Here is a 17,734-nt window from a genome sequence, read left to right on the forward strand (position 1 = left end):
CTCAGCGACGGTGAGCGTTTCGGCCGGGGCCGGGGTTGGCGCCGGCCGGGGCCGACCGCTCTCCGTGCGGAGGTCGGTCCCCGCGGCCGCCGGGATCCGTCACCGGCCGGTCCTCCCGGATCTGCCGGAGCAGCCGCGCGGCGCGCGCGGTGTCCCAGCGGACGACATGCCCCTTGGAGGTGGGGAGCCCCACCGCGTCCACCGGCATGACCACCCGTCCGACCTGCCCGCCGGAGCCTCGCAACGAGCGGAACATCCGCGCCAGTTCCGGCAGGTCCATCTCCCGGTCCACGACCAGCGTGTCGAGGCCCGCGTCCAGCAGGGGATACAGCTGGGAGGGGTCCAGCAAGGTCCTCGACGTGGCGGCCTCCCGCGCCAGTGCCGAGAGGAACCGCTGCTGGTTCGCCGAGCGCCCGAGGTCGCCCTCGGCCTCCTGATGCCGCTGGCGGACGAAGGCGAGCGCCTCCCTGCCGTGCAGCGTCCGGCAGCCCCGGCGGAGATCCGCCCCGGACTTCTCGTCCTTGATGTCCCGATCCAGGCAGAAGCGGACGCCGCCGATGGCGTCGACGGCCTTCACGAAGCCGGCGAAACCGATCTCCGCGTAGTGGTCGATGCGCAGACCGGTGTTGTGTTCCACGGTATGGGCCAGCAACTCCGGTCCGCCGTAGGCGAAAGCGGCGTTCAGCTTGTCCTTGGCGGGCGGGACGTTCTTACCGGTCGCCGGATCGTGGAAGCCGGGGATCGTCACCCAGGAGTCGCGCGGCAGGCTGACGATCACCGTGCCGTGGGCCCCGGTGTGCAGCACCATGACCGAGTCCGTCCGGCGGCCTCCCCCGCCGCCCGCGCGCAGCTCGCGCACATCGGCGTCCGAGAGCCCCTCGCGGCTGTCCGAGCCGACGATCAGGTAGTTGGTGCCCTTCCCCGCCGTCGGCCCGGCGCCGTACGCGTCGAGGTCCACACCCCGGTTCAGCTCCACCTCCGCCCAGGCGTACGTACCGCACGCGGCCGTCGCCAGGGTGAGCGTCAGCGCGAGCACGGTCCGTACCATTCGGCGCCCGCGGCGCGGTGCGGCACGCCGCCCGCCCCGCCGCCGGGGCGTGGTGCCGCGCCATCCGTAGGCCGCGCGCCGCGCCGCCGCCGGGCCCGGTGCGCTCGTGCCGGCTGTACCGAGCGGGTCGGTCATCGCGGGGCTCCCTTCGAGCGGTCAGGTCTCGGGCCGCGGTCGTCCGTGGGCGGCTCGACGAGCTGGTAGGGGTCGGCGGTCCCGGTGCGGTGCATACGGTGCCAGGTGAGCCGGGTACCGAGCAGCGCCGTCATCACCGAGTGGAGGACGACCAGGTACAACAGCTGCCGGTAGACGAACAGCTGGAGCGGCAGCGACCACAGGACCCGCAGCCGCTCGCCGTCCAGCCACAGCGCGTAGCCCGCGGTGGCCAGCTGTACGCCGAGGAAGCCGAGCCAGACGGCGACCGCTTCGACCGGGTCGCGGAAGCACACGGCGTACAGCGCGAAGACGTCGACCACGGGTGCGAAGAGCGGCAGCGCGACCTGGAAGAGCGCCAGATAGCCCAGCCCTCGTCGGCCGAACCTGCCCGCCCTGCCGGTCTCGCGCACGGCGTGCCGGTGCTTCCACATCGACTGGAGCGTGCCGTAGCACCAGCGGTACCGCTGTCGCCACAACTGCCCCAGGGTGTCCGGGACCTCGGTCCACGCGACGGCCGACTCCTCGTAGACGACCCGCCAGCCTGCCCGCCACAGCGCCATCGTCAGGTCGGTGTCCTCGGCGAGGGTGTCGTCGCTGACGCCGCCGACGCCCAGCAGCGCTTCCCTGCGGAAGGCACCGATGGCGCCCGGGACCGTGGGCATGCACTCCAGCACCTCGAACATGCGCCGGTCCAGATTGAAGCCGAGCACGTACTCCAAGTGCTGCCACTTGCCCAGCAGATGGCGGCGATTGCCCACCTTCGTGTTGCCGCTGACCGCCCCGACCGAGGGGTCGGCCATCGGCTGGACGAGATGGTGGATGGCGTCGGGCTCCAGCACGGTGTCCGCGTCGACCATCACCACGAGGGCGTGCCGCGCCGCCACGAGACCGGCGTTGAGGGCGCCCGGTTTACCGGTGTTGGGCTGGCGCACCAGAGTCACCCGAGGGTCGGTGAGGCGGGCGACGGCCGCCGCCGTGCCGTCTGTGGAGCCGTCGTCGATGACGATGATCTGAAGGTCCCGGTGGGTGGAGCCGAGCAGCGAGTGCAGTGTGGCCACGATGCCCGCCTCCTCGTTGTGCGCGGGCACCAGCACCGTGACGGGTCCGGTCACCCCGGATGCCCGCGGACCGCCCGGCCGACGGGCGCCGCGCCTACGCGCGTGGATCCGTGCGAACCGGACGAGCATCGCCAGCCGCAGCAGACCGAGTACGCCGGCCACGACCAGCGCCCAGGCCATCGCCCGGGGAAGTGCCCGGCCCAGCTCCTGGGCGTGCAGGAGGCCCCTGCCCTTCAGCCGCTCGGTGAGCGGCGCTCGGCCGGTGGCCCCGGGCTGCCCGAGGCCGGCCGAGACGGTCGTGAACCGTTCGACCCCGGGATCGCGCAGCACCGAACGTGCCTCACGGAAACCGAGACCGGTGTGGCTGTACTGGCGCACGACACCGTCGGCGGGCTTCCGGTCCTGGCGGTCCGAGGCGACGATGAGATAGCCCTGACCAGCGGCGCGCCGTGCGGCCGGCCACTCGGCCCCGCACAGGGTGTCCGCCGTTGTGGTGTGAGGCAGCCTCAGCAGCCGGGTGTGCGCACCGATCACACCGGCCAGCACCGTCTGGGTGAGGCCCAGTTCCATCCGGGCGCGCGGACGGGAGGCCGCTCCCAGGTCGCCGCCTGTGTAGGTGTAGGAGCCGATCTCGTGTCCCTCGTCCCGGATGCGTCTGACGAGCCCCGGATGGCGTGCCGCCTGCTTGCCGTGGACGAAGAACGTGGCTTTCGCGCCGTGGACCGCCAGCAGGTCGAGGAGACGGGGTGTCCAGACCGGGTCCGGGCCGCCGTCGAACGTGAGGGCCACCGTGCGCGGGGGCATGGCGGCCGTCTCGGTACCGGCGCCGGTGAATCTCAGCACGGGCCGCCCGGTGTCGGCGCCGCGCGGGATGGACTCGGCGCAGGGGCGTTTGGTGCGCGCGGGGTCGACCTCGTGTGTGGTCCAGCCTTCGAAGAGGAGGGTGACGGCGACGACCGTGAGGATGAGCGACAACAGCACCCAGTGCCCGCGTGGGGGACGGCGCAGTGCGTGCCGGGGGCTCATCCGCGAGTGGCCTCGGCCGGATGGGGGGAGAGGGAGCTGTCCGGGAGCGGCGACGGCGGCCGGACCTGTTGGTAGCCCCGCTCGTCGGTGGGGGTCTGTTGTCCGGCCGGCAGCCAGAGCCCGGCGATCACGATCGCGACGAACATCAGGTATGCCCCGCAGGCACCGCCGAGGGCGATCGCCGCGAACCGCACTATCCTGCGACGTTTACCTGAACGCTCAATGAAAATAGGCTGGTTGCCCTGCGTGTTCCGCGTCCTGCCGTGGGGGGTGAGATACATGGGGCGGAGTGTAACGAGATCATTCGCTCGTTTGCATGAGCACTTCATCTCGGTCCCATGATCCTCGGAGGGCAGGAGGGGGCGACGCTTGCCGCTCGTCCAGGGTCCGGCAGTACGGCGGTACGCCGGTGCGGCCCGCGGTGGTGTGGAGGCGGGCGCGGCGAGCCGCCAAGTGCTCATGACGGACGCGCGCTTCCCCGGTGAACCGCCCTTCCCGGCCGCGGGGAGGAGGAATGTCAGCCGTTGGGACCCGCGGAGGCCAGGGCCGAGATCTCCGAGGCGCTCATGGCCCGCTGATAGGCGCGGACGTCGTCCACGTAGCCCTTGTACCGGTCGGCCTCGTCCCCTTCCCACAGGCCACGTCCGACGGTGAAGGATCCGTTCGCGTTCCAGGTGGAGCGGTGCGCGGCGGTGCTCTGGAGCCGGCCGTCGACATACAGCCTGATCTGCCGCTTCTCCGCGTCGAACACCCCCGTGAGGTGCTGCCACGTGTTCATCGCCGGTGGGCCGTCCGACTCGGCCTCGTCCTCCCCCGCCTCCGTGGAGTCGGAATGTCCCATGGCGAGCCGCCAGCGGTTGTCGTCCTGGGCGTACTGGAGGAAGAACCCGCTGATGTCGCCACCGTCCTGTGCGGCGACGGTGTAGAACTCCCCGCTCGACGTCAGCCGCGCCCATGCCGAGACGGTGAAACTGCGGGCCGTGTCGACCACGGCCCGCGAGGTCTCCACGTAGCTCACGCCGTTGAACCACACCGAGCCGTTCCGGTCGTCGCTCCACTCGACCCGGCCGTGGTAGCTGCCCGGACGTCCGGCCGCGGAGGTGTCCTCGGGACGTTCACCGGCGTTCTCGAAGTCCCAGCGCAGCCGGGCGTCCGCGAGGTTCCCGGCCCGGGGCGGCGGGGGGCTCTTCGACGCCGAGGGCGAGTCGGCCGGTGGCTCCGACTGCGACGTCGACGATGTCGACGACTCCGACGACGTCGACGCGGACGATGACACCGAAGGGGACGGCCCCGGCCCCTTCGGAGGCGTGGTGCTTCCGCTCCAGGTGTGGGAGCTGTCGTGGGAGTCCCGCAGTGTGGCCGCGGGATCGCCGGGGGCCGGGTCGGAGTCTCCGGTGCCGAGAAGCACCACACCGAGCACGGCCCCGGCGACGGTGGCCGCGACGAGGGCCCGGCCGGATCGCGTCCGAAGCGCCCGCGTCCGAAGTGCCCGCGTCCGGAGAGTCCGCGGCCGGAGGGACGACGCCGCGGGTACGTCCCCGGCCGTCGCTCCGGTGGGCGGCTCCCCCGCGCGGACCACCGCCCGGCCCGCGCAGTAGTCTTCCGCGCCCCAGAGCAGCAGGCTCTCCGCCAGCAGCGGTCCCCACTCGTGCCCGTGCAGCCGCGACAGATGGCGGAACACCCGGTCGCAGTTCCCGCACACGGCCAGGTGCCCTGTGAGCCCGCTCGCGCCACCGTTGCCGAGCGCTCGGGGGAGACCGGTCCGTGCCGTCGTGAGCACCAGACGGCTGAAGGGACGACACCGCGCCGCCGCCGTCTCCTCGTACAACCGGCCGTACAGCGTGAGGAACTTGTCCTCCACGGTGTCGGCCCATATACGGGCGGAGTCCTGGCTGGTGCCGGTACACCGTGCGACCTGCGCGATGTCCTCCTGGTCCACGAGCCTGTGCCAGAGAACGACCTGAAGGCGCTCCGGAAGCTGGTGGAACGCCTGGACGAGCAGGACGACACCGGCGCTGTCGTCTCCCTGGACCGGATCCGCGACCACTCCGCCGGACTCCGCCAGCCAGGAGCACAGATCGGGCGCGAGATGGTGCTGTTCGTCCCCTCCGGCCCACTCGGCGGCCGTGCGCACGAGCGTGTTCAGAAGGTAGGGCCGCCAGGCCGTGGAACCGCCGTCGACAAGAAACGACTGCGCCGCCGCGACCTCCGCGGCGGTGAGCAGCAGAGCCGCGGCGGTCGGGGTGGTGGTGCACTGAGCCGCGTAGGCGGTCGCCGCGCCACGGTGACGGTCGGAGAGCTCCCGGGCGGCGGCTTCCGCCCCGCCGGAGGCACGGAGGGTTATCCGTACCAGCTCGCGATCGCTCAACCCCGCCGCGCCCCGGAGGGAAGGATCGGGTGACGCTGATGACCGGTCGGGAGAGAGGGGCAGGTTGCGCCCGGGGTGCGGCACGTCGGATCTCCTGGGACTGTCGGCGGTCGTCGAGGAGTCCCCCGCCGCATCGCGCGCGCCGGAACCACCCGGCCGGACAGGACCTGGGGGCGGAGACGTTCCTACGCTTCTCCCCCGCGGCACATCAACCTGTGCCGGGTACGCCAGGGGCACTTCGAGCGCGTCACGTCTGCTGTGGGGGGGGGAGGCTTGTCTGCTCAGGGAGGGAAGAGGCTTGGACCGCCACGGGGGAGGGCGGTCCAAGCGCATGACCACGGTGCCACACCGGTGGGGTGCCCCACCACAGTTCGGGCGAGGCAACGGCGGTCGCGCTCCGGGGCGTTGCTCTCTGCCGGGTACGTCGGGTAAAGCGCGGCGACCGTCGCGTCGTACCGCGTGGTAACCGCCCGGTGAGAACGCGCCGGGCAGCGTTCACAAGGGCTCCGGCGTCCACGTTCTTCCCCCGAGGACGTACGGAAGGCTGTACGGGCCGAGGAGAAGAAGGCGTCGGCGCCGAGCCGGCCCCCGGAAGTGCTCGGACGCCGCGCGCAGTTCATGTGGTGCGGTCGAGCACCGCTCCACCCCCAGGCGTACGGGCCGGAACGCGGACTCCGCACGGACACAACGCGCAGCAAGGATGAGCAGTGTGGCGGCGGATCGGCGAGGAGTGCACGCGGGCACCACGGCACGGACCCTGAGGTGTCAGTCGTGTGTGCTGTGATGTGAAGCAGCACGTACGTTCGATGCGGTGAGCGAATATCCGTGTCCCCGTGCGCTTCTCGAAGGAAGCCAGGCACCCGGGCGCGGCTCGGACCGCCGCTCGGGCAGAGGCGGAGGCCGGCTGCTCCCGGTCTCCGTATCGACGCACCTCACATCCATGAAGGAGTCAGTGATGACAAGGAAACACACCATGCTGACGGCGGCGGTATGCGCCGGCGTCGTACTGGGCGTCACCGGTTGCGGCGGCGAGGGTGACGACGGCCGCAAGCCCGGCGCGAAGAGCGGCACGAAGAGCGACGCGAAGAGCGGGAGCGCCGTGAAGGAGAAGGACCGCCGGAGCTCCGGCACAGGGGACACGGAATCCTCTTCCGGCGGCCGGAAGGGCCCCTCGGGAGTGGAAAAGCTCTCTGCTCGGGACATCCTGGCAAAGAGCGCGGAGGCGACCACGTCGGCCAGGACGATGCGCGTCTCCACGGCGGGCTCCACCACGAGTTCCCTCGACCTGACGATGGACAAGGCAGGCAACTGCGCCGGTACGTTCACCAATGAGGGCTTCACCAACCGTGTCATCAGGAAGGGCGACAAGGTCTGGCTCAAGCTGGAGGACTCGTACTGGAACGACCCGGTCGCCAAGCCGATTCTCGACAAGTTCCCCGATGCCAGGGAAAAGTACCTGTACGGCGACGTGGAAGACTCCTTCGTGCTGATAATGGCGTCGGCGTCCTGCGAGTTCGGGGGGCCGGACGGTCTCGCGAAGCTCCCCGGTGACGGAGCGAAGCTGACCAAGGGCGCCGTGACCACGGTGGAGGGTGTGAAGGCGGTGCCCGTACACATCGACTCGGCGAAGGACGGCAAGTCGACCGTGTACGTCGCCACCGAGGGCCGACCGTACACGGTGAAGGTGGAAGGGCAGAAACCGAAGGGGGCACTGCTCCTGTCCGACTTCGACAAGCCGTTCACCGTGCCTTCGACCCCTCCGGTACGCGACACACTCGACGCGGCCGAGATCGAGAAGCTCTCCATGAACGCCGGCTGAGACAGCGGCCTGTGCGGCACAAGGCCGCTGTCCCGGTCCGGGGCCGGACCGCCCTCTCCCGGCCCCGGACCGGCGCGGCGCTACGCCGTCGGCCGACAGGACCGCCCGTTCATCCGGACGTCCGAGACCCACGCGCCCCCGGGGTCACCGTGCAGCACCACGCCGACGGTCACGGTCGCACTCGCGGAGAATGTGCGGTTGTAGTCGACCGCCCTGACCGACACCCGGCTGCCCTCGGTGGCGTAACGGCCGTGCCACAGGCGGTCGACGCGTGCGCCGGGTGCGAGGTCGAAGGTCACCACCCAGCCCTCGGGGACGGCCCGGCCCGGCTGGAGCAACAGGTCCGCCTGCACTCCGTCGGGCCAGGTGTTCCGCGCCGCGAAGCGTGTGGTGCAGCCGGCGCCGTCGCGCGACGCGGGGGGCTTCTCGGCCGGTGGCTTCTTCTCGTGCCCGGCGGTCGACGACGAACTGGGGCTGCTCGGGGACGGGGACGGACTCTCGGGCATGCTCGCCGAGGGAGAGCTGGTGCGCATGTCCTCCGGGACCTCGGTGGGCGGCAACGGAGCCGTCCGCTCCTGCCGGGGCGGCGACGCGTCGGACGGCGGCCCGCTCTCGACCACCGGGTCATCGCGCAGCGCGTAGGCCGCCGCCAGTATCAGCACGACCCCGGTGACGGCTCCCACCAGGACGGACGGCCGCGGCCCATTGCCTGCCCCGCCGCCGGGCGACCCGGGAGGGGGCAGCGGGCGGGTCGTGTCCGCGGGTGCGGCGGACGCGGCCACGGCCGGATGCTTCCGCCGCCGTGCGACATAGGCAGGGCCACGCCACCGCAGGGCGGCCTCGGCCAGAACCATGGGAAGGGACGCGTTCTTGACACTCAGACATGTGAGGGCTTCCGCGCATCGCTCGCAGGAGCCGAGGTGCTCCGGCAGGTCCGAGGGGGGTGACGGGGCGCTCTCCCGGGCCATGGCGTCCAGCATGCCGGAGTACGAACGGCACGTCGCATCCGCGAGTTCGAGTCGGTGCGTGCTCCAGCACCGCTCCCGGAACTCCGCCGCCACACGGTCGGCCTCCGCCGACACGTCGTGGGACGAGCGCCCGAGCCGCCGCGCGAGTTCGGGCACGGGCACCGCCTCCACACGGCTCCACCAGAACAACTCCCCGTCGGACGGGGCAAGTGCTCTCAGGCCGCGCAGAGCGAGCGAATCCTCGTTGAAGGCGAGCCGCCGCCGGCTCTCCTGGGCACCGCTGTCCTCCAGCCACCGCAACAGCGCGGGGGCGAGGTGCTCGCGCCGCGCGTCCGTTGTGCTCCACACGACCGCGGTGTCCAGAACCCAGCGCAGGGCACGCGGAACACTGGGGAGTTCGTCGGCCCACGAGACGGACTGCGGCGATGTCCTCGCGCGACCGCAATCGACGGCCTGCGCGGCGAGTTCGACCCCGGCGGCACGGCTCCGCGTGCACATCCGCGCGTACGCCAGGACGGGACCGAGTTCGTCCTCCCAGAGTCCGAGACCGAGATCGGACACCGCTTTCCCGCCGTCGACGACCGACCGGCGCCTTGGCATCCTGGAAGCAAGCCAGTGAGACACGAGTCCTCTTTCATGGGCGGCGTTGTGAAGCGAGGCACCGCCCGACACACGGACGGCCTCGGTCGAAGCACTTCGCGTCGCGGACGCCGTATCGCCGTGTGCGTCGCGGCCGTTCGAAGCGTTGCATGAGCACCGTCCCCCGCACTCCGGAACGGAGAAAGCACTCATGCGCGGTGAGCGTTCGCGCGGTGTTTCGCAGGGGCCCCTCCACGGCGACATGTGCGTGCGGGGCGTTGTCAGTGGCGTGTGTTTGGCTGGTGCGCATGAGTACTTTCGACGCAGTCGAAGTGATGCCGGATATTCCTGTACTTCTTGACCGCTGTCGTGCTCCGGCAGTGGTCGACGGGATCCACGGACGGCCCATGGGCGAGGGGCACTTCGCCGGGTTGACGGAGGATCACCCCTCCACGTTGTGACGTTCTCCGCGCACGAGCGTCATTGACGCCGGAAGACCCTCCTGAAACGCTCACACCGAATGATCACTTCGTCCGGGACGGCGAATATTGCAACAAGGTTGCAATATAGTTGCCTTGAAAGATAACGCCTCTGGCGCTTCTTTCCGGGCAATGCGAGATGGAGTCCTGCCGGCGTACCCGGAGGAGCCGACCCGGCCGGACGGTCCGCCGGCCGGGGAGCGGTGACGGCCAGGTCCGAGGTAAGGATCCCGGCGCCTTTCGCGCACCACCGCCCGGCACTGTCGCCCCGTACATCTATCGCTCCATCACGGAACCCCCATCGGAACGGCCACACGGGAAATTCCATGAAATCGGATAACGAGTACTCGCGCGCGAGACTTTCGGACATGTTCCCCGGCAGCGGAGCCTCTGCGGGAGAATACCCAGGAGTTCGCCGAAATGCCTGTGCAGGGATTCGGCAGGGCCGCCGGTGAATGACAGCACGCGAGACGAACGCATCTCCAGGATCCTGACGCTTGTTGCTCAACGCGGAGAATTGCAGGTCCGCACCCTCCAGGAGATCCTCGGCACGTCGGGGGCCACGGTGCGACGCGATCTGGCCGGGATGGAGGGACAGGGGCTCATCCGTCGCTCCTACGGGAAGATCATGGCCGCCCGGCCCGGAGCCGAACTGCCGGTGAGCCTGCGGCGCTCCCAGAACACCGAGGCCAAACGCCGTATAGGTGCTCTGGTCTCGTCCCTGATTCCGTACCGTCCGCTCACCATGGCCCTGAGCGGCGGCAGCACGGCGGGTTTCGTCGCGAGAACGCTCGTCGGCCGGGCGGATCTGAAGGTCGTGACGAACGGGCTGGACACGGCGGCCCAGTTGATGACCCGGCAGGTGGTGCAGGTCGTCGTCACCGGCGGAACCGCCAGGCCGCTGTCGAACGATCTCGTGGGAAAGGAGGCGGAGAAGTCGCTGCGCTCCTACCGCTTCGACTTCGCCGTCGTCGGCGTGGACGGCATCAACCCCAAGGCCGGGCTCACAGGGCACAGTTCCCGGGGCGCCGAGGTCGACCGGATCATGCTGGAGCAGGCCGACCACACCATCGTCGTCGCCGACAGTTCGAAACTGGGCCGAGTCCATCGCGCGAAGATCGCCGATCTCGGCTCCGTCCACACCATCGTCACCGACTCGCAGGCCAATGCCGCCATCGTCGCGGCCATCCGGCAGAGCGGTGTGACGACGACCCTGGTCGTGGTTCCTCCCACGCCCGCGGGCGGCCGGACCCGGTTCACCTGAGTCCGCGCGGCGGCGCCGCCTTCACCACACGTCTCAGCCGACGACGCCGACCGTGTCCGCCAGCCGGCGCCGGGCCGCCCGGGTGGCGGGAAGGAGGGCCAGGGAGACAGCGCCCACGACCGCGGCGGTGGCGAGCAGTACGAGATGGAGCAGCGGGGGTGCTTGGGCGACTCCCGCACCGATCCCGCTGGAGTGTGCCTCGGCATCGATGAGCCAGTGGGCGAGGGGCACCCCGAGCACCGTGCCGGCCACCGCCGCGAGCAGGGCCGTGGAGCCGATGGCCGTCACCGTGACCGCGGTGATCTGCCCCGGTGAGAAGCCGATCGCCTTGAGCGCGAGCAGGTCACGCTCCCCCGCCCGTACGCTGCCGCCGATCGCCGTCGACAGTTCGATGAGGCCGATGAGCGCGAGCACGGCGACCACACCGACGACGACGCCCAGCATCGGGGAGAGCCGGTCCCCCGGGCTCGTGACCTCGCGGATGTCGAGGCGCCCCCGGGCGGCGTCCGTCAGTGCCGTGCGGACCTCCTCGGGGTCGGCGCCGGGCCGCAGCCTCAGCTGGTAGAGCGTGGGGCTCAGGCCGGGATCGTTCTGGCGGAGGGTGTCGAGCGAGGTGGAGATCACCCGCCCGCTGTTCTCGGGCTCGATGCTGCGGCCGACGATGTGCAGGATCTGCGGTCGCCCGCCGACGGTCATCCGCACCCAGTCGCCGATTCTCACATCGAGAAGGTCGAGCAGCCCCTGGCCCGCGACGGCTTCGTCCGGCCCGTCGGCGGGTCTGCCCTCGACGACCGTGAAGGGGTAGGGCTCGTCCCGGGTGCCGAGGCCGCGCAGCGCGATGGTCCCTGTCTGTCCCGGCACGAGCGCCGCCACCTCGACGCCCGGGTGGGCCGCCACGACCTGGTCGCCCGCTTCGAGCACCGAGCGTGCCTCACGGTCGGTCAGTCCCTGTTCGGCGCGTGCGGTGAGAGCGGCCGCCATTCCCATCTGCGCGGGTCTGCTCTCGAAGCGGCCCACGGTGGTCCAGGCGCTGAGGGCCACCGTGATCAGCAGAAGGGGCAGCGCCAGCCGGACGATCGTCGCCGGTGTCCGGTGGCCGCGCACGAGCGTCCGGTGCCAGCCCAGCACCAGGGCCGCCGGCACACCAAGTGCCAGTCCCTTCCCCGCTGTTCGGGAGAGCCGGCCGGAGGGCGCCGCCGCCGGTGGAAGCACGGGTACGGGCGGCACCCGCCCGGCCCGCCAGGCGGCGAGGCACGTGGCGGCGCCGATGAAGAGGACGGCGCCGACCGGCACGGCGAGCAGTGTGGTGGAGTGGCCGGGCAACCGCTGCCAGACGTCGACCGCCTCGCCCAGCCTGCCGGGGATCCGGCCGACGAGCGTCTCGGTCAACACGGTCGCGATGAGCGCGCCCAGCAGGGCGAGGGCGACGTGTTGCGCCAGGAAGACCCGGGTGACCTGCCCGGGGGTGAATCCGATCGCCTTCAGTACGGAGATGTCTCTCAGGTGTCCGCGTACCCGTGTGCTGATGGCCCCGAACACGGCCAGCGCGGCGGCGACCAGTGCCCCGAGTCCGAACAGTGCGAGCACTTGCCCGAGCAGCCGGGTGTCGCCCTGCGCTTCGGCGCGCGCCTGCTGCCAGCTGGAGACGTCGGTCACGGTTCCCGCGCCGAGTTCGGTGACGGCGCGCTGGATCGCGTAGTCGGTGTCGTCGGGCTGTGTCAGCAGCAGTCCGGTGATCTGCCCCGACCATGGGGCGCCCGCGCGTTCGGCGGCGGCGGGCAGCGCCCATACGGTGCCCGTTCGCTCGCCGGGCTGGTAGCGGGGTTCGGGGCTGTCGGCGACACCGCGGACGGTCAGGGTCCGGCCGCTGCCGGGGACGGTGAGGGTGTCACCGGGCTCGGCCCACAGGGCGCGGGCCAGGCTGCTCTCCAGGACCACACCGTCCGGGCTCCCGGAGGTGAGCCACTGGCCCGAGACGATGAGCGGCCGTGCCGTGCCGGGTGGGTTCTCGTCGGCGCCGCGCAGTTCCACACTGGCTCGGGCGCCATGGGATTCGAGGGTGGCGGACGCGGTGCGGTAGGGGCCGGACAGCGCTTCGACACCGTCCAGGGAGGCGAGCCGGCCGGGGTCGGCGGCGGGTCCGGTGTGGATCCAGACATGCGCGCCCTGGGACTGGGTGAAGATCCGCTGCCAGGGGTTGGTGGCATAACCGAACAGGGCGGCGGCGAGCAGCAGGGCGATGACGATTCCGGTGGTGGCGGACACGATGAACAGTGCTTCGCCACGGTGGGTGCGCAGATCGGTGTGCGCCCAGCGAAGGGTTGCCCGCACGGTCAGTCCTTCAGTTCGAGGACGCCGGACAGGCCGGCGCGCCGTGCGTGTGTGCCGCCCAGTTCGGCGTCGTCGGATATGCGGCCGTCGAAGAAGCTGATGACGCGGTCGGCGGTGCTGGCGAGCCGGGCGTCGTGTGTGACCAGGAGGATCGTCTGGCCGCGCTGGTGGAAGCGGGAGAGCAGTCGCAGCACTTCCCGGGTGCCTTTGCTGTCCAGACTGCCGGTGGGCTCGTCGGCGAGCAGGAGCCGCGGGTGGTTCACGAGGGCGCGGGCCAGGGCCACCCGCTGCTGCTCGCCGCCGGACAGTTCGCCCGGCATACTGCGCGCTTTGCCTTCGAGGCCCAGTTCGGACAGCAGTTCCTCGCGCTTCGCGCGCGCCTTCTTCCATGGGGTGCCGGTCAGCAGCGCGGGCAGCTCGATGTTGTCGGCGACGGTCAGGTTCGAGACAAGGTTGAAGAACTGGAAGACGATGCCGATGCTGCGGCGGCGTTCGACGGCCCAGCGCGCTTCGCTGTAGGAGTCGGTGCACTCGCCGTCGAGCCAGATGCTGCCGCTGTCGGGGCGCTGAAGACCGCCGAGAAGGTGCAGCAGGGTGGACTTGCCGGCGCCCGAGGGCCCGCTGACGGCGACGAACTCCCCACGCCGCACGGTCAGATCCACTCCGCGGACCGCGTGGGCGGGGGCGCCTTCTCCCTGGTGTGTCTTGGTCAGGGCTTCGGCGCGCAGCGCGACATGGGCGGCGTCGGCCGGTCGGCTCATCGCGGGCCCTCCAGCTCTTCCTGGCAGCGCTCCAGCCAGTCGAGATCGGCCTGGAGATGCAGCATGGCTCCCTCGATCAGCAGTTGGGCGATGCGGTTGTCACGGTTCTCGGTGATCGACAGCTTCGACAGACCACGCATGATGTTGAGGTATTCGCGTCGCTGATTGTTGATCAGGCCGATCTGGTCGGCCAGACCGGTGTGCGAAGCGAGGGCGAGTTTCATGAAGAAGTCGTCCCGGAGCCGTGGCTCGTCCGCCGTCTCCTCGAACCAGACGCTCAGTGCTTCGGTTCCGGCGTCCGTCAGTCGGTAGATCTTCTTGTTGGGCCGGCTTGACTGGGCGATCTCCTCGCCCGCGATCAGCCCCGATTTCTCCAGCCGGCTCAGGGTGACGTAGATCTGGCCGACGTTCAGCTGAGGGTACGCTGCGCCCAGCAGTTGCTCAAGGTCCTGCTTGAGTTCGTATCCGTGGGCCGGTCCTCTGGACAACAGCGCCAGGAGAGGCATGCGCATGGGCGCTCACTCCTCCCTGGTGTCGGGCCACGCGCCGGGAGGATTCCTCGCCGCTCGGCCTGTGGGCCCGGATCGCCCCCGTCGTCTGACCGGGCCTAGTATCGCCCATGCCTAACGGGTATACATGCAGGAACCCCGGACGACGATGCCTGGAGGCCTTGCACAGGGAGGAACCTATGCGGTGGATACGTGCCGCCGGTAGGGCGCTCTTGATCGTCACGATGGTTCTGACCGGTTACGCGGGTGCCGGCGTGCGCGGCGGCGAAGCGGCCGGCGGGGTGCGGGACGGTGGGCGCGGGCCGATGACGCTGGCCACGGCCGGGGACCTCACCAACTATCTGGGGCCGTTGCTCGACGACTGGAACCGCGGCCATCCGCGGGAGAAGGTCACGCTTGTCGAACTGCCGGACTCCGCCGACGAGGCGCGGGCGCAGATGATCACGGAGCTGCGCTCCGGTGCCGGGCGCTACGACATCCTCAACATCGATGTCGCCTGGACCTCGGAGTTCGCCGAGGCCGGCTGGATCACACCACTGGAGCCCGGCAGGTTCCCGCTGGAGTCCTTCCTTCCGCCGGTGGTCGAGACCGCGACCTACGCGGGGAAGCTGTACGCCGTCCCGTATGTGACCAACGCCGGGATGCTCTACTACCGCAAGGACCTCCTGGACCGGGAGGGCGAGCGGCCCCCGCGCACCTGGTCCGAGCTGGAGCGTCAGGCGAGGACGATCGCCCCGAAGTACGGTGTCGGCGGCTACGCGGGGCAGTTCCTGCCGTACGAGGGCCTGACCGTCAACGCCGCCGAGATGGTCTATTCGGCGGGCGGCTCGATCCTCGGCGACGAGGGCGACCGGGTGACGGTGGATTCTGCCGCGGCCCGTACCGGTATCGGCCTCCTGGCCCGCGGGGTGCGTGACGGCTGGATCCCGAAGGCCGCGCTGACGTACAAGGAGGAGGAGTCCCGGCGGGCCTTCCAGAACGGCCGGCTGCTCTTTCTGCGCAACTGGCCGTACGCCTTCGCCGGCGCGTCCGGCGCCGACTCGGAGATCGCCGGGAAGTTCGGTGCCGTACCGCTGCCGGGCAGCGATGGTCCGGGCACAAGCGTTCTCGGGGGGTCGAATCTGGCGGTCGGTGCGCATGCCCGGTATCCCGCGTCCGCCAGGGATCTGATCGCCTATCTCACCAGCGACCGGGTGCAGCGCAGAGTGCTCACCGAGGGCTCGCTCCCGCCGGTCAGGGCGTCGGTCTATCAGGACCCCGAGCTCGTACGCCGGTTCCCCTACCTGCCGGCGCTGCGCGCGAGCGTGCTGGCCGCCGCGCCCCGGCCCAAGAGCCCGCGGTACGAGCAGGTGAGTCTCGCCGTGCAGGCCGTGGTGAACGACGCGATGGCGCAGCATCAGACGCCGGAGGCCGCTGTGCGCCGGCTGGCCGTCGAGCTGGCGGCCATCGCGCGCCGCGGCTGATTCTCCCCCTCCCCTCGCACACACCCTAGTTACTTGTTAGGCATTGAACGACGCCTCTCGCCATGCCCTCCTGGCCGCCAAATGCGGATATAGGGCTCAACTTCTCCTGTGTTTCGGACTGACCGTTGACACTGTCTGGAAACCTCTACCTAACATGTATGCATAACCGCAGGGTCAACTGCGGATGCCCTTCGCGCAGAAACAAGGTCAACGGGTGAAGCTTCCAGCTCCGGTCGGCGACGGCCCCATACTCTCCGCGGCACGTCCCTGGTGGCGCGACGCGGTGATCTATCAGGTCTATGTGCGCAGCTTCCTGGACAGCACGGGAGACGGGATCGGTGATCTGGCCGGCGTCCGTGCCGGGTTGCCCTATCTCAAGAAGCTCGGTGTCGACGGCATCTGGCTGAGCCCCTTCTACCCGTCGCCCCAGCACGACCACGGCTACGACGTGGCCGACTACTGCGACGTCGACCCCGTCTTCGGCGACCTCACCGAGTTCGGTGTGCTGGTCGGCGACGCACACCGGCTCGGTGTGAAGGTGCTGCTCGACATCGTCCCCAACCACTGCTCCAGCGAACACCCGTGGTTCACCGAAGCGCTCGCCTCCGCGCCCGGGAGTCCGGCACGCGCCCGGTTCCACTTCGCCGACGGCAGGGGGCCCGGCGGCGAGGAGCCGCCGAACAACTGGCACGCGATGTTCGGCGGCCCGGCATGGACCCGGGTCACGGAGGCGGACGGTTCACCGGGCCAGTGGTACCTGCACATGTTCACGCCCGAGCAGCCCGATCTGAACTGGCGCAACACCGAGGTCGGCGCCTACTTCGACGAAGCGCTGCGCTTCTGGCTCGACCGCGGTGTCGACGGATTCCGTATCGACGTGGCGGCCGGCCTCTTCAAACACCCTGACCTGCCCGACTCCCCCGACCCCGAGGCCGACGCCCGCACCCGTGACTCGGTGAACCCACTGGCGTGGAACCAGCCCGAGGTGCACGACATATGGCGGCACTGGCGGTCGGTGTGCGAGGAGTACACCGCCCGCGACGGCCGTGAACGGCTGCTGGTCGGCGAGGTTTCCGTGCCGACCGCGCGCGAACACGCCCGGTACGTACGCCCGGACGAACTGCACCAGGCCTTCTTCTTCGACCTGCTCAGCGCGCCATGGGACGCCGACGCCTTCCGCAAGGTCGTCTCGGAGGCCATGCAGGACATCGCGGGCACCGGCTCCACCGTCACCTGGGTCCTCAACAACCACGACCAGGTCCGGACAGTGACCCGTTACGGGGAGTCCGGCACCGAGAAGAGCGGGCTGGGCGCGGCACGCGCCCGTGCCGCCGCCCTCCTGATGCTGGCGCTGCCCGGTGGGGCCTATATCTACCAGGGCGAGGAGCTCGGCCTGCCGGAGGTCGTCGACCTTCCGGACGACGTGGTCACCGACCCCATCTTCCGGCGCACCGGCAGCCGGGCCCGGATACGCGACGGCTGCCGGGTCCCGCTGCCCTGGTCAGGACACGCGTCCCCGTTCGGCTTCACGTCCGGCGCCGACGGGGCCAAGCCCTGGCTGCCGCAGCCCGGCTGGTTCGCCGACCACGCCACCGACCGCGCGCTCGCCGACACCCGTTCCTTCTGGCACCTCTATCGCGACGGCCTGCAACTGCGGGCCGGACTGCCTCAGTTGGGCGAAGGAACCCTGCGCTGGCTGGAGACCCGGCCCGACGTGCTGGCCTTCGTCCGAGGCGACGGGCTCGTCTGCGCCGTGAATTTCGGCACCGCCCCCGTACCGGCCCCGGTCTCCGGTTCCCCCCTGCTCTCCAGCGGGCCCTGCCCCATCGGTGTGCTTCCAGGATCCACCGCCGCCTGGTGGATCAGCGACCACACCGAACTCTGAGAGCGCCGGCACCCCTCGGT

The 17,734-nt window shown here is 70.6% G+C and carries 12 protein-coding genes; 4 read left to right on the forward strand and 8 right to left on the reverse strand.

The features are described from left to right. Position 1: 1 nt before the first annotated feature. From ACIOGX_RS01970 to ACIOGX_RS01985, 4 genes are all read right to left on the reverse strand, one after another. Positions 2-1,183 (reverse strand): LCP family protein, encoded by a 1,182-nt coding sequence (locus ACIOGX_RS01970; protein WP_401909437.1) that lies wholly within the window; start codon positions 1,181-1,183, stop codon positions 2-4. After that, entirely contained in the window at positions 1,180-3,288 is a 2,109-nt protein-coding gene (locus tag ACIOGX_RS01975) for a bifunctional polysaccharide deacetylase/glycosyltransferase family 2 protein (RefSeq protein ID WP_401909440.1), read from the reverse strand. The genes ACIOGX_RS01970 and ACIOGX_RS01975 overlap by 4 nt, the downstream gene beginning before the upstream one ends. Further along, entirely contained in the window at positions 3,285-3,569 is a 285-nt protein-coding gene (locus tag ACIOGX_RS01980) for a hypothetical protein (protein ID WP_401909443.1), read from the reverse strand. Before ACIOGX_RS01980 ends, ACIOGX_RS01975 begins: the two co-directional genes overlap by 4 nt. Before the next feature lie 236 nt (positions 3,570-3,805). After that, positions 3,806-5,656 (reverse strand): LamG domain-containing protein, encoded by a 1,851-nt coding sequence (locus ACIOGX_RS01985; RefSeq protein ID WP_401909445.1) that lies wholly within the window; start codon positions 5,654-5,656, stop codon positions 3,806-3,808. A 955-nt stretch (positions 5,657-6,611) separates the two neighbouring features. Here ACIOGX_RS01985 and ACIOGX_RS01990 point away from each other — a divergent pair. After that, entirely contained in the window at positions 6,612-7,475 is an 864-nt protein-coding gene (locus ACIOGX_RS01990; RefSeq protein WP_401909447.1) for a hypothetical protein, read from the forward strand. An 80-nt stretch (positions 7,476-7,555) separates the two neighbouring features. Here ACIOGX_RS01990 and ACIOGX_RS01995 read toward each other — a convergent pair whose 3' ends face one another. Continuing rightward, a complete protein-coding gene (locus ACIOGX_RS01995; RefSeq protein ID WP_401909450.1) occupies positions 7,556-9,043 on the reverse strand; it encodes a cellulose binding domain-containing protein in 1,488 nt (495 codons plus the stop codon). Positions 9,044-9,952: 909 nt separating this feature from the next. Here ACIOGX_RS01995 and ACIOGX_RS02000 point away from each other — a divergent pair. Continuing rightward, complete coding sequence (locus tag ACIOGX_RS02000) at positions 9,953-10,765, forward strand: DeoR/GlpR family DNA-binding transcription regulator (protein ID WP_401758923.1); 813 nt, start codon at positions 9,953-9,955, stop codon at positions 10,763-10,765. 33 nt (positions 10,766-10,798) lie between these two features. On the opposite strand, the gene ACIOGX_RS02005 is transcribed toward ACIOGX_RS02000, so the two are convergent. From ACIOGX_RS02005 to ACIOGX_RS02015, 3 genes are read right to left on the reverse strand one after another with little or no spacing between them, the layout of a single operon-like run. Beyond that, entirely contained in the window at positions 10,799-13,096 is a 2,298-nt protein-coding gene (locus tag ACIOGX_RS02005) for an ABC transporter permease (RefSeq protein ID WP_401909453.1), read from the reverse strand. A 2-nt stretch (positions 13,097-13,098) separates the two neighbouring features. Then, the gene (locus ACIOGX_RS02010; RefSeq protein WP_356517526.1) at positions 13,099-13,857 is read right to left on the reverse strand and encodes an ABC transporter ATP-binding protein; all 759 of its coding nucleotides are present in this window, start codon (positions 13,855-13,857) and stop codon (positions 13,099-13,101) included. Further along, the gene (locus tag ACIOGX_RS02015; RefSeq protein ID WP_129770212.1) at positions 13,854-14,369 is read right to left on the reverse strand and encodes a PadR family transcriptional regulator; all 516 of its coding nucleotides are present in this window, start codon (positions 14,367-14,369) and stop codon (positions 13,854-13,856) included. The genes ACIOGX_RS02010 and ACIOGX_RS02015 overlap by 4 nt, the downstream gene beginning before the upstream one ends. 176 nt (positions 14,370-14,545) lie before the next feature. On the opposite strand from ACIOGX_RS02015, the gene ACIOGX_RS02020 reads away from it, so the two are divergent. Beyond that, entirely contained in the window at positions 14,546-15,829 is a 1,284-nt protein-coding gene (locus ACIOGX_RS02020) for an ABC transporter substrate-binding protein (RefSeq protein WP_401909457.1), read from the forward strand. 184 nt (positions 15,830-16,013) lie between these two features. Next, positions 16,014-17,714 (forward strand): glycoside hydrolase family 13 protein, encoded by a 1,701-nt coding sequence (locus ACIOGX_RS02025; protein ID WP_401909460.1) that lies wholly within the window; start codon positions 16,014-16,016, stop codon positions 17,712-17,714. Positions 17,715-17,734 lie beyond the last annotated feature (20 nt).

The organism is Streptomyces sp. NPDC088147 (assembly GCF_044741565.1).
Taxonomy (GTDB): domain Bacteria; phylum Actinomycetota; class Actinomycetes; order Streptomycetales; family Streptomycetaceae; genus Streptomyces.

Bases quoted from the DNA above. Each gene is read 5' to 3' on its own strand.
- ACIOGX_RS01970 (WP_401909437.1), bottom strand. From the start codon at position 1,183: ATGACCGACCCGCTCGGTACAGCCGGCACGAGCGCACCGGGCCCGGCG.
- ACIOGX_RS01975 (WP_401909440.1), bottom strand. From the start codon at position 3,288: ATGAGCCCCCGGCACGCACTGCGCCGTCCCCCACGCGGGCACTGGGTG.
- ACIOGX_RS01980 (WP_401909443.1), bottom strand. From the start codon at position 3,569: ATGTATCTCACCCCCCACGGCAGGACGCGGAACACGCAGGGCAACCAG.
- ACIOGX_RS01990 (WP_401909447.1), top strand. From the start codon at position 6,612: ATGACAAGGAAACACACCATGCTGACGGCGGCGGTATGCGCCGGCGTC.
- ACIOGX_RS01995 (WP_401909450.1), bottom strand. From the start codon at position 9,043: ATGCCAAGGCGCCGGTCGGTCGTCGACGGCGGGAAAGCGGTGTCCGAT.
- ACIOGX_RS02010 (WP_356517526.1), bottom strand. From the start codon at position 13,857: ATGAGCCGACCGGCCGACGCCGCCCATGTCGCGCTGCGCGCCGAAGCC.
- ACIOGX_RS02015 (WP_129770212.1), bottom strand. From the start codon at position 14,369: ATGCGCATGCCTCTCCTGGCGCTGTTGTCCAGAGGACCGGCCCACGGA.
- ACIOGX_RS02020 (WP_401909457.1), top strand. From the start codon at position 14,546: ATGCGGTGGATACGTGCCGCCGGTAGGGCGCTCTTGATCGTCACGATG.
- ACIOGX_RS02025 (WP_401909460.1), top strand. From the start codon at position 16,014: ATGCCCTTCGCGCAGAAACAAGGTCAACGGGTGAAGCTTCCAGCTCCG.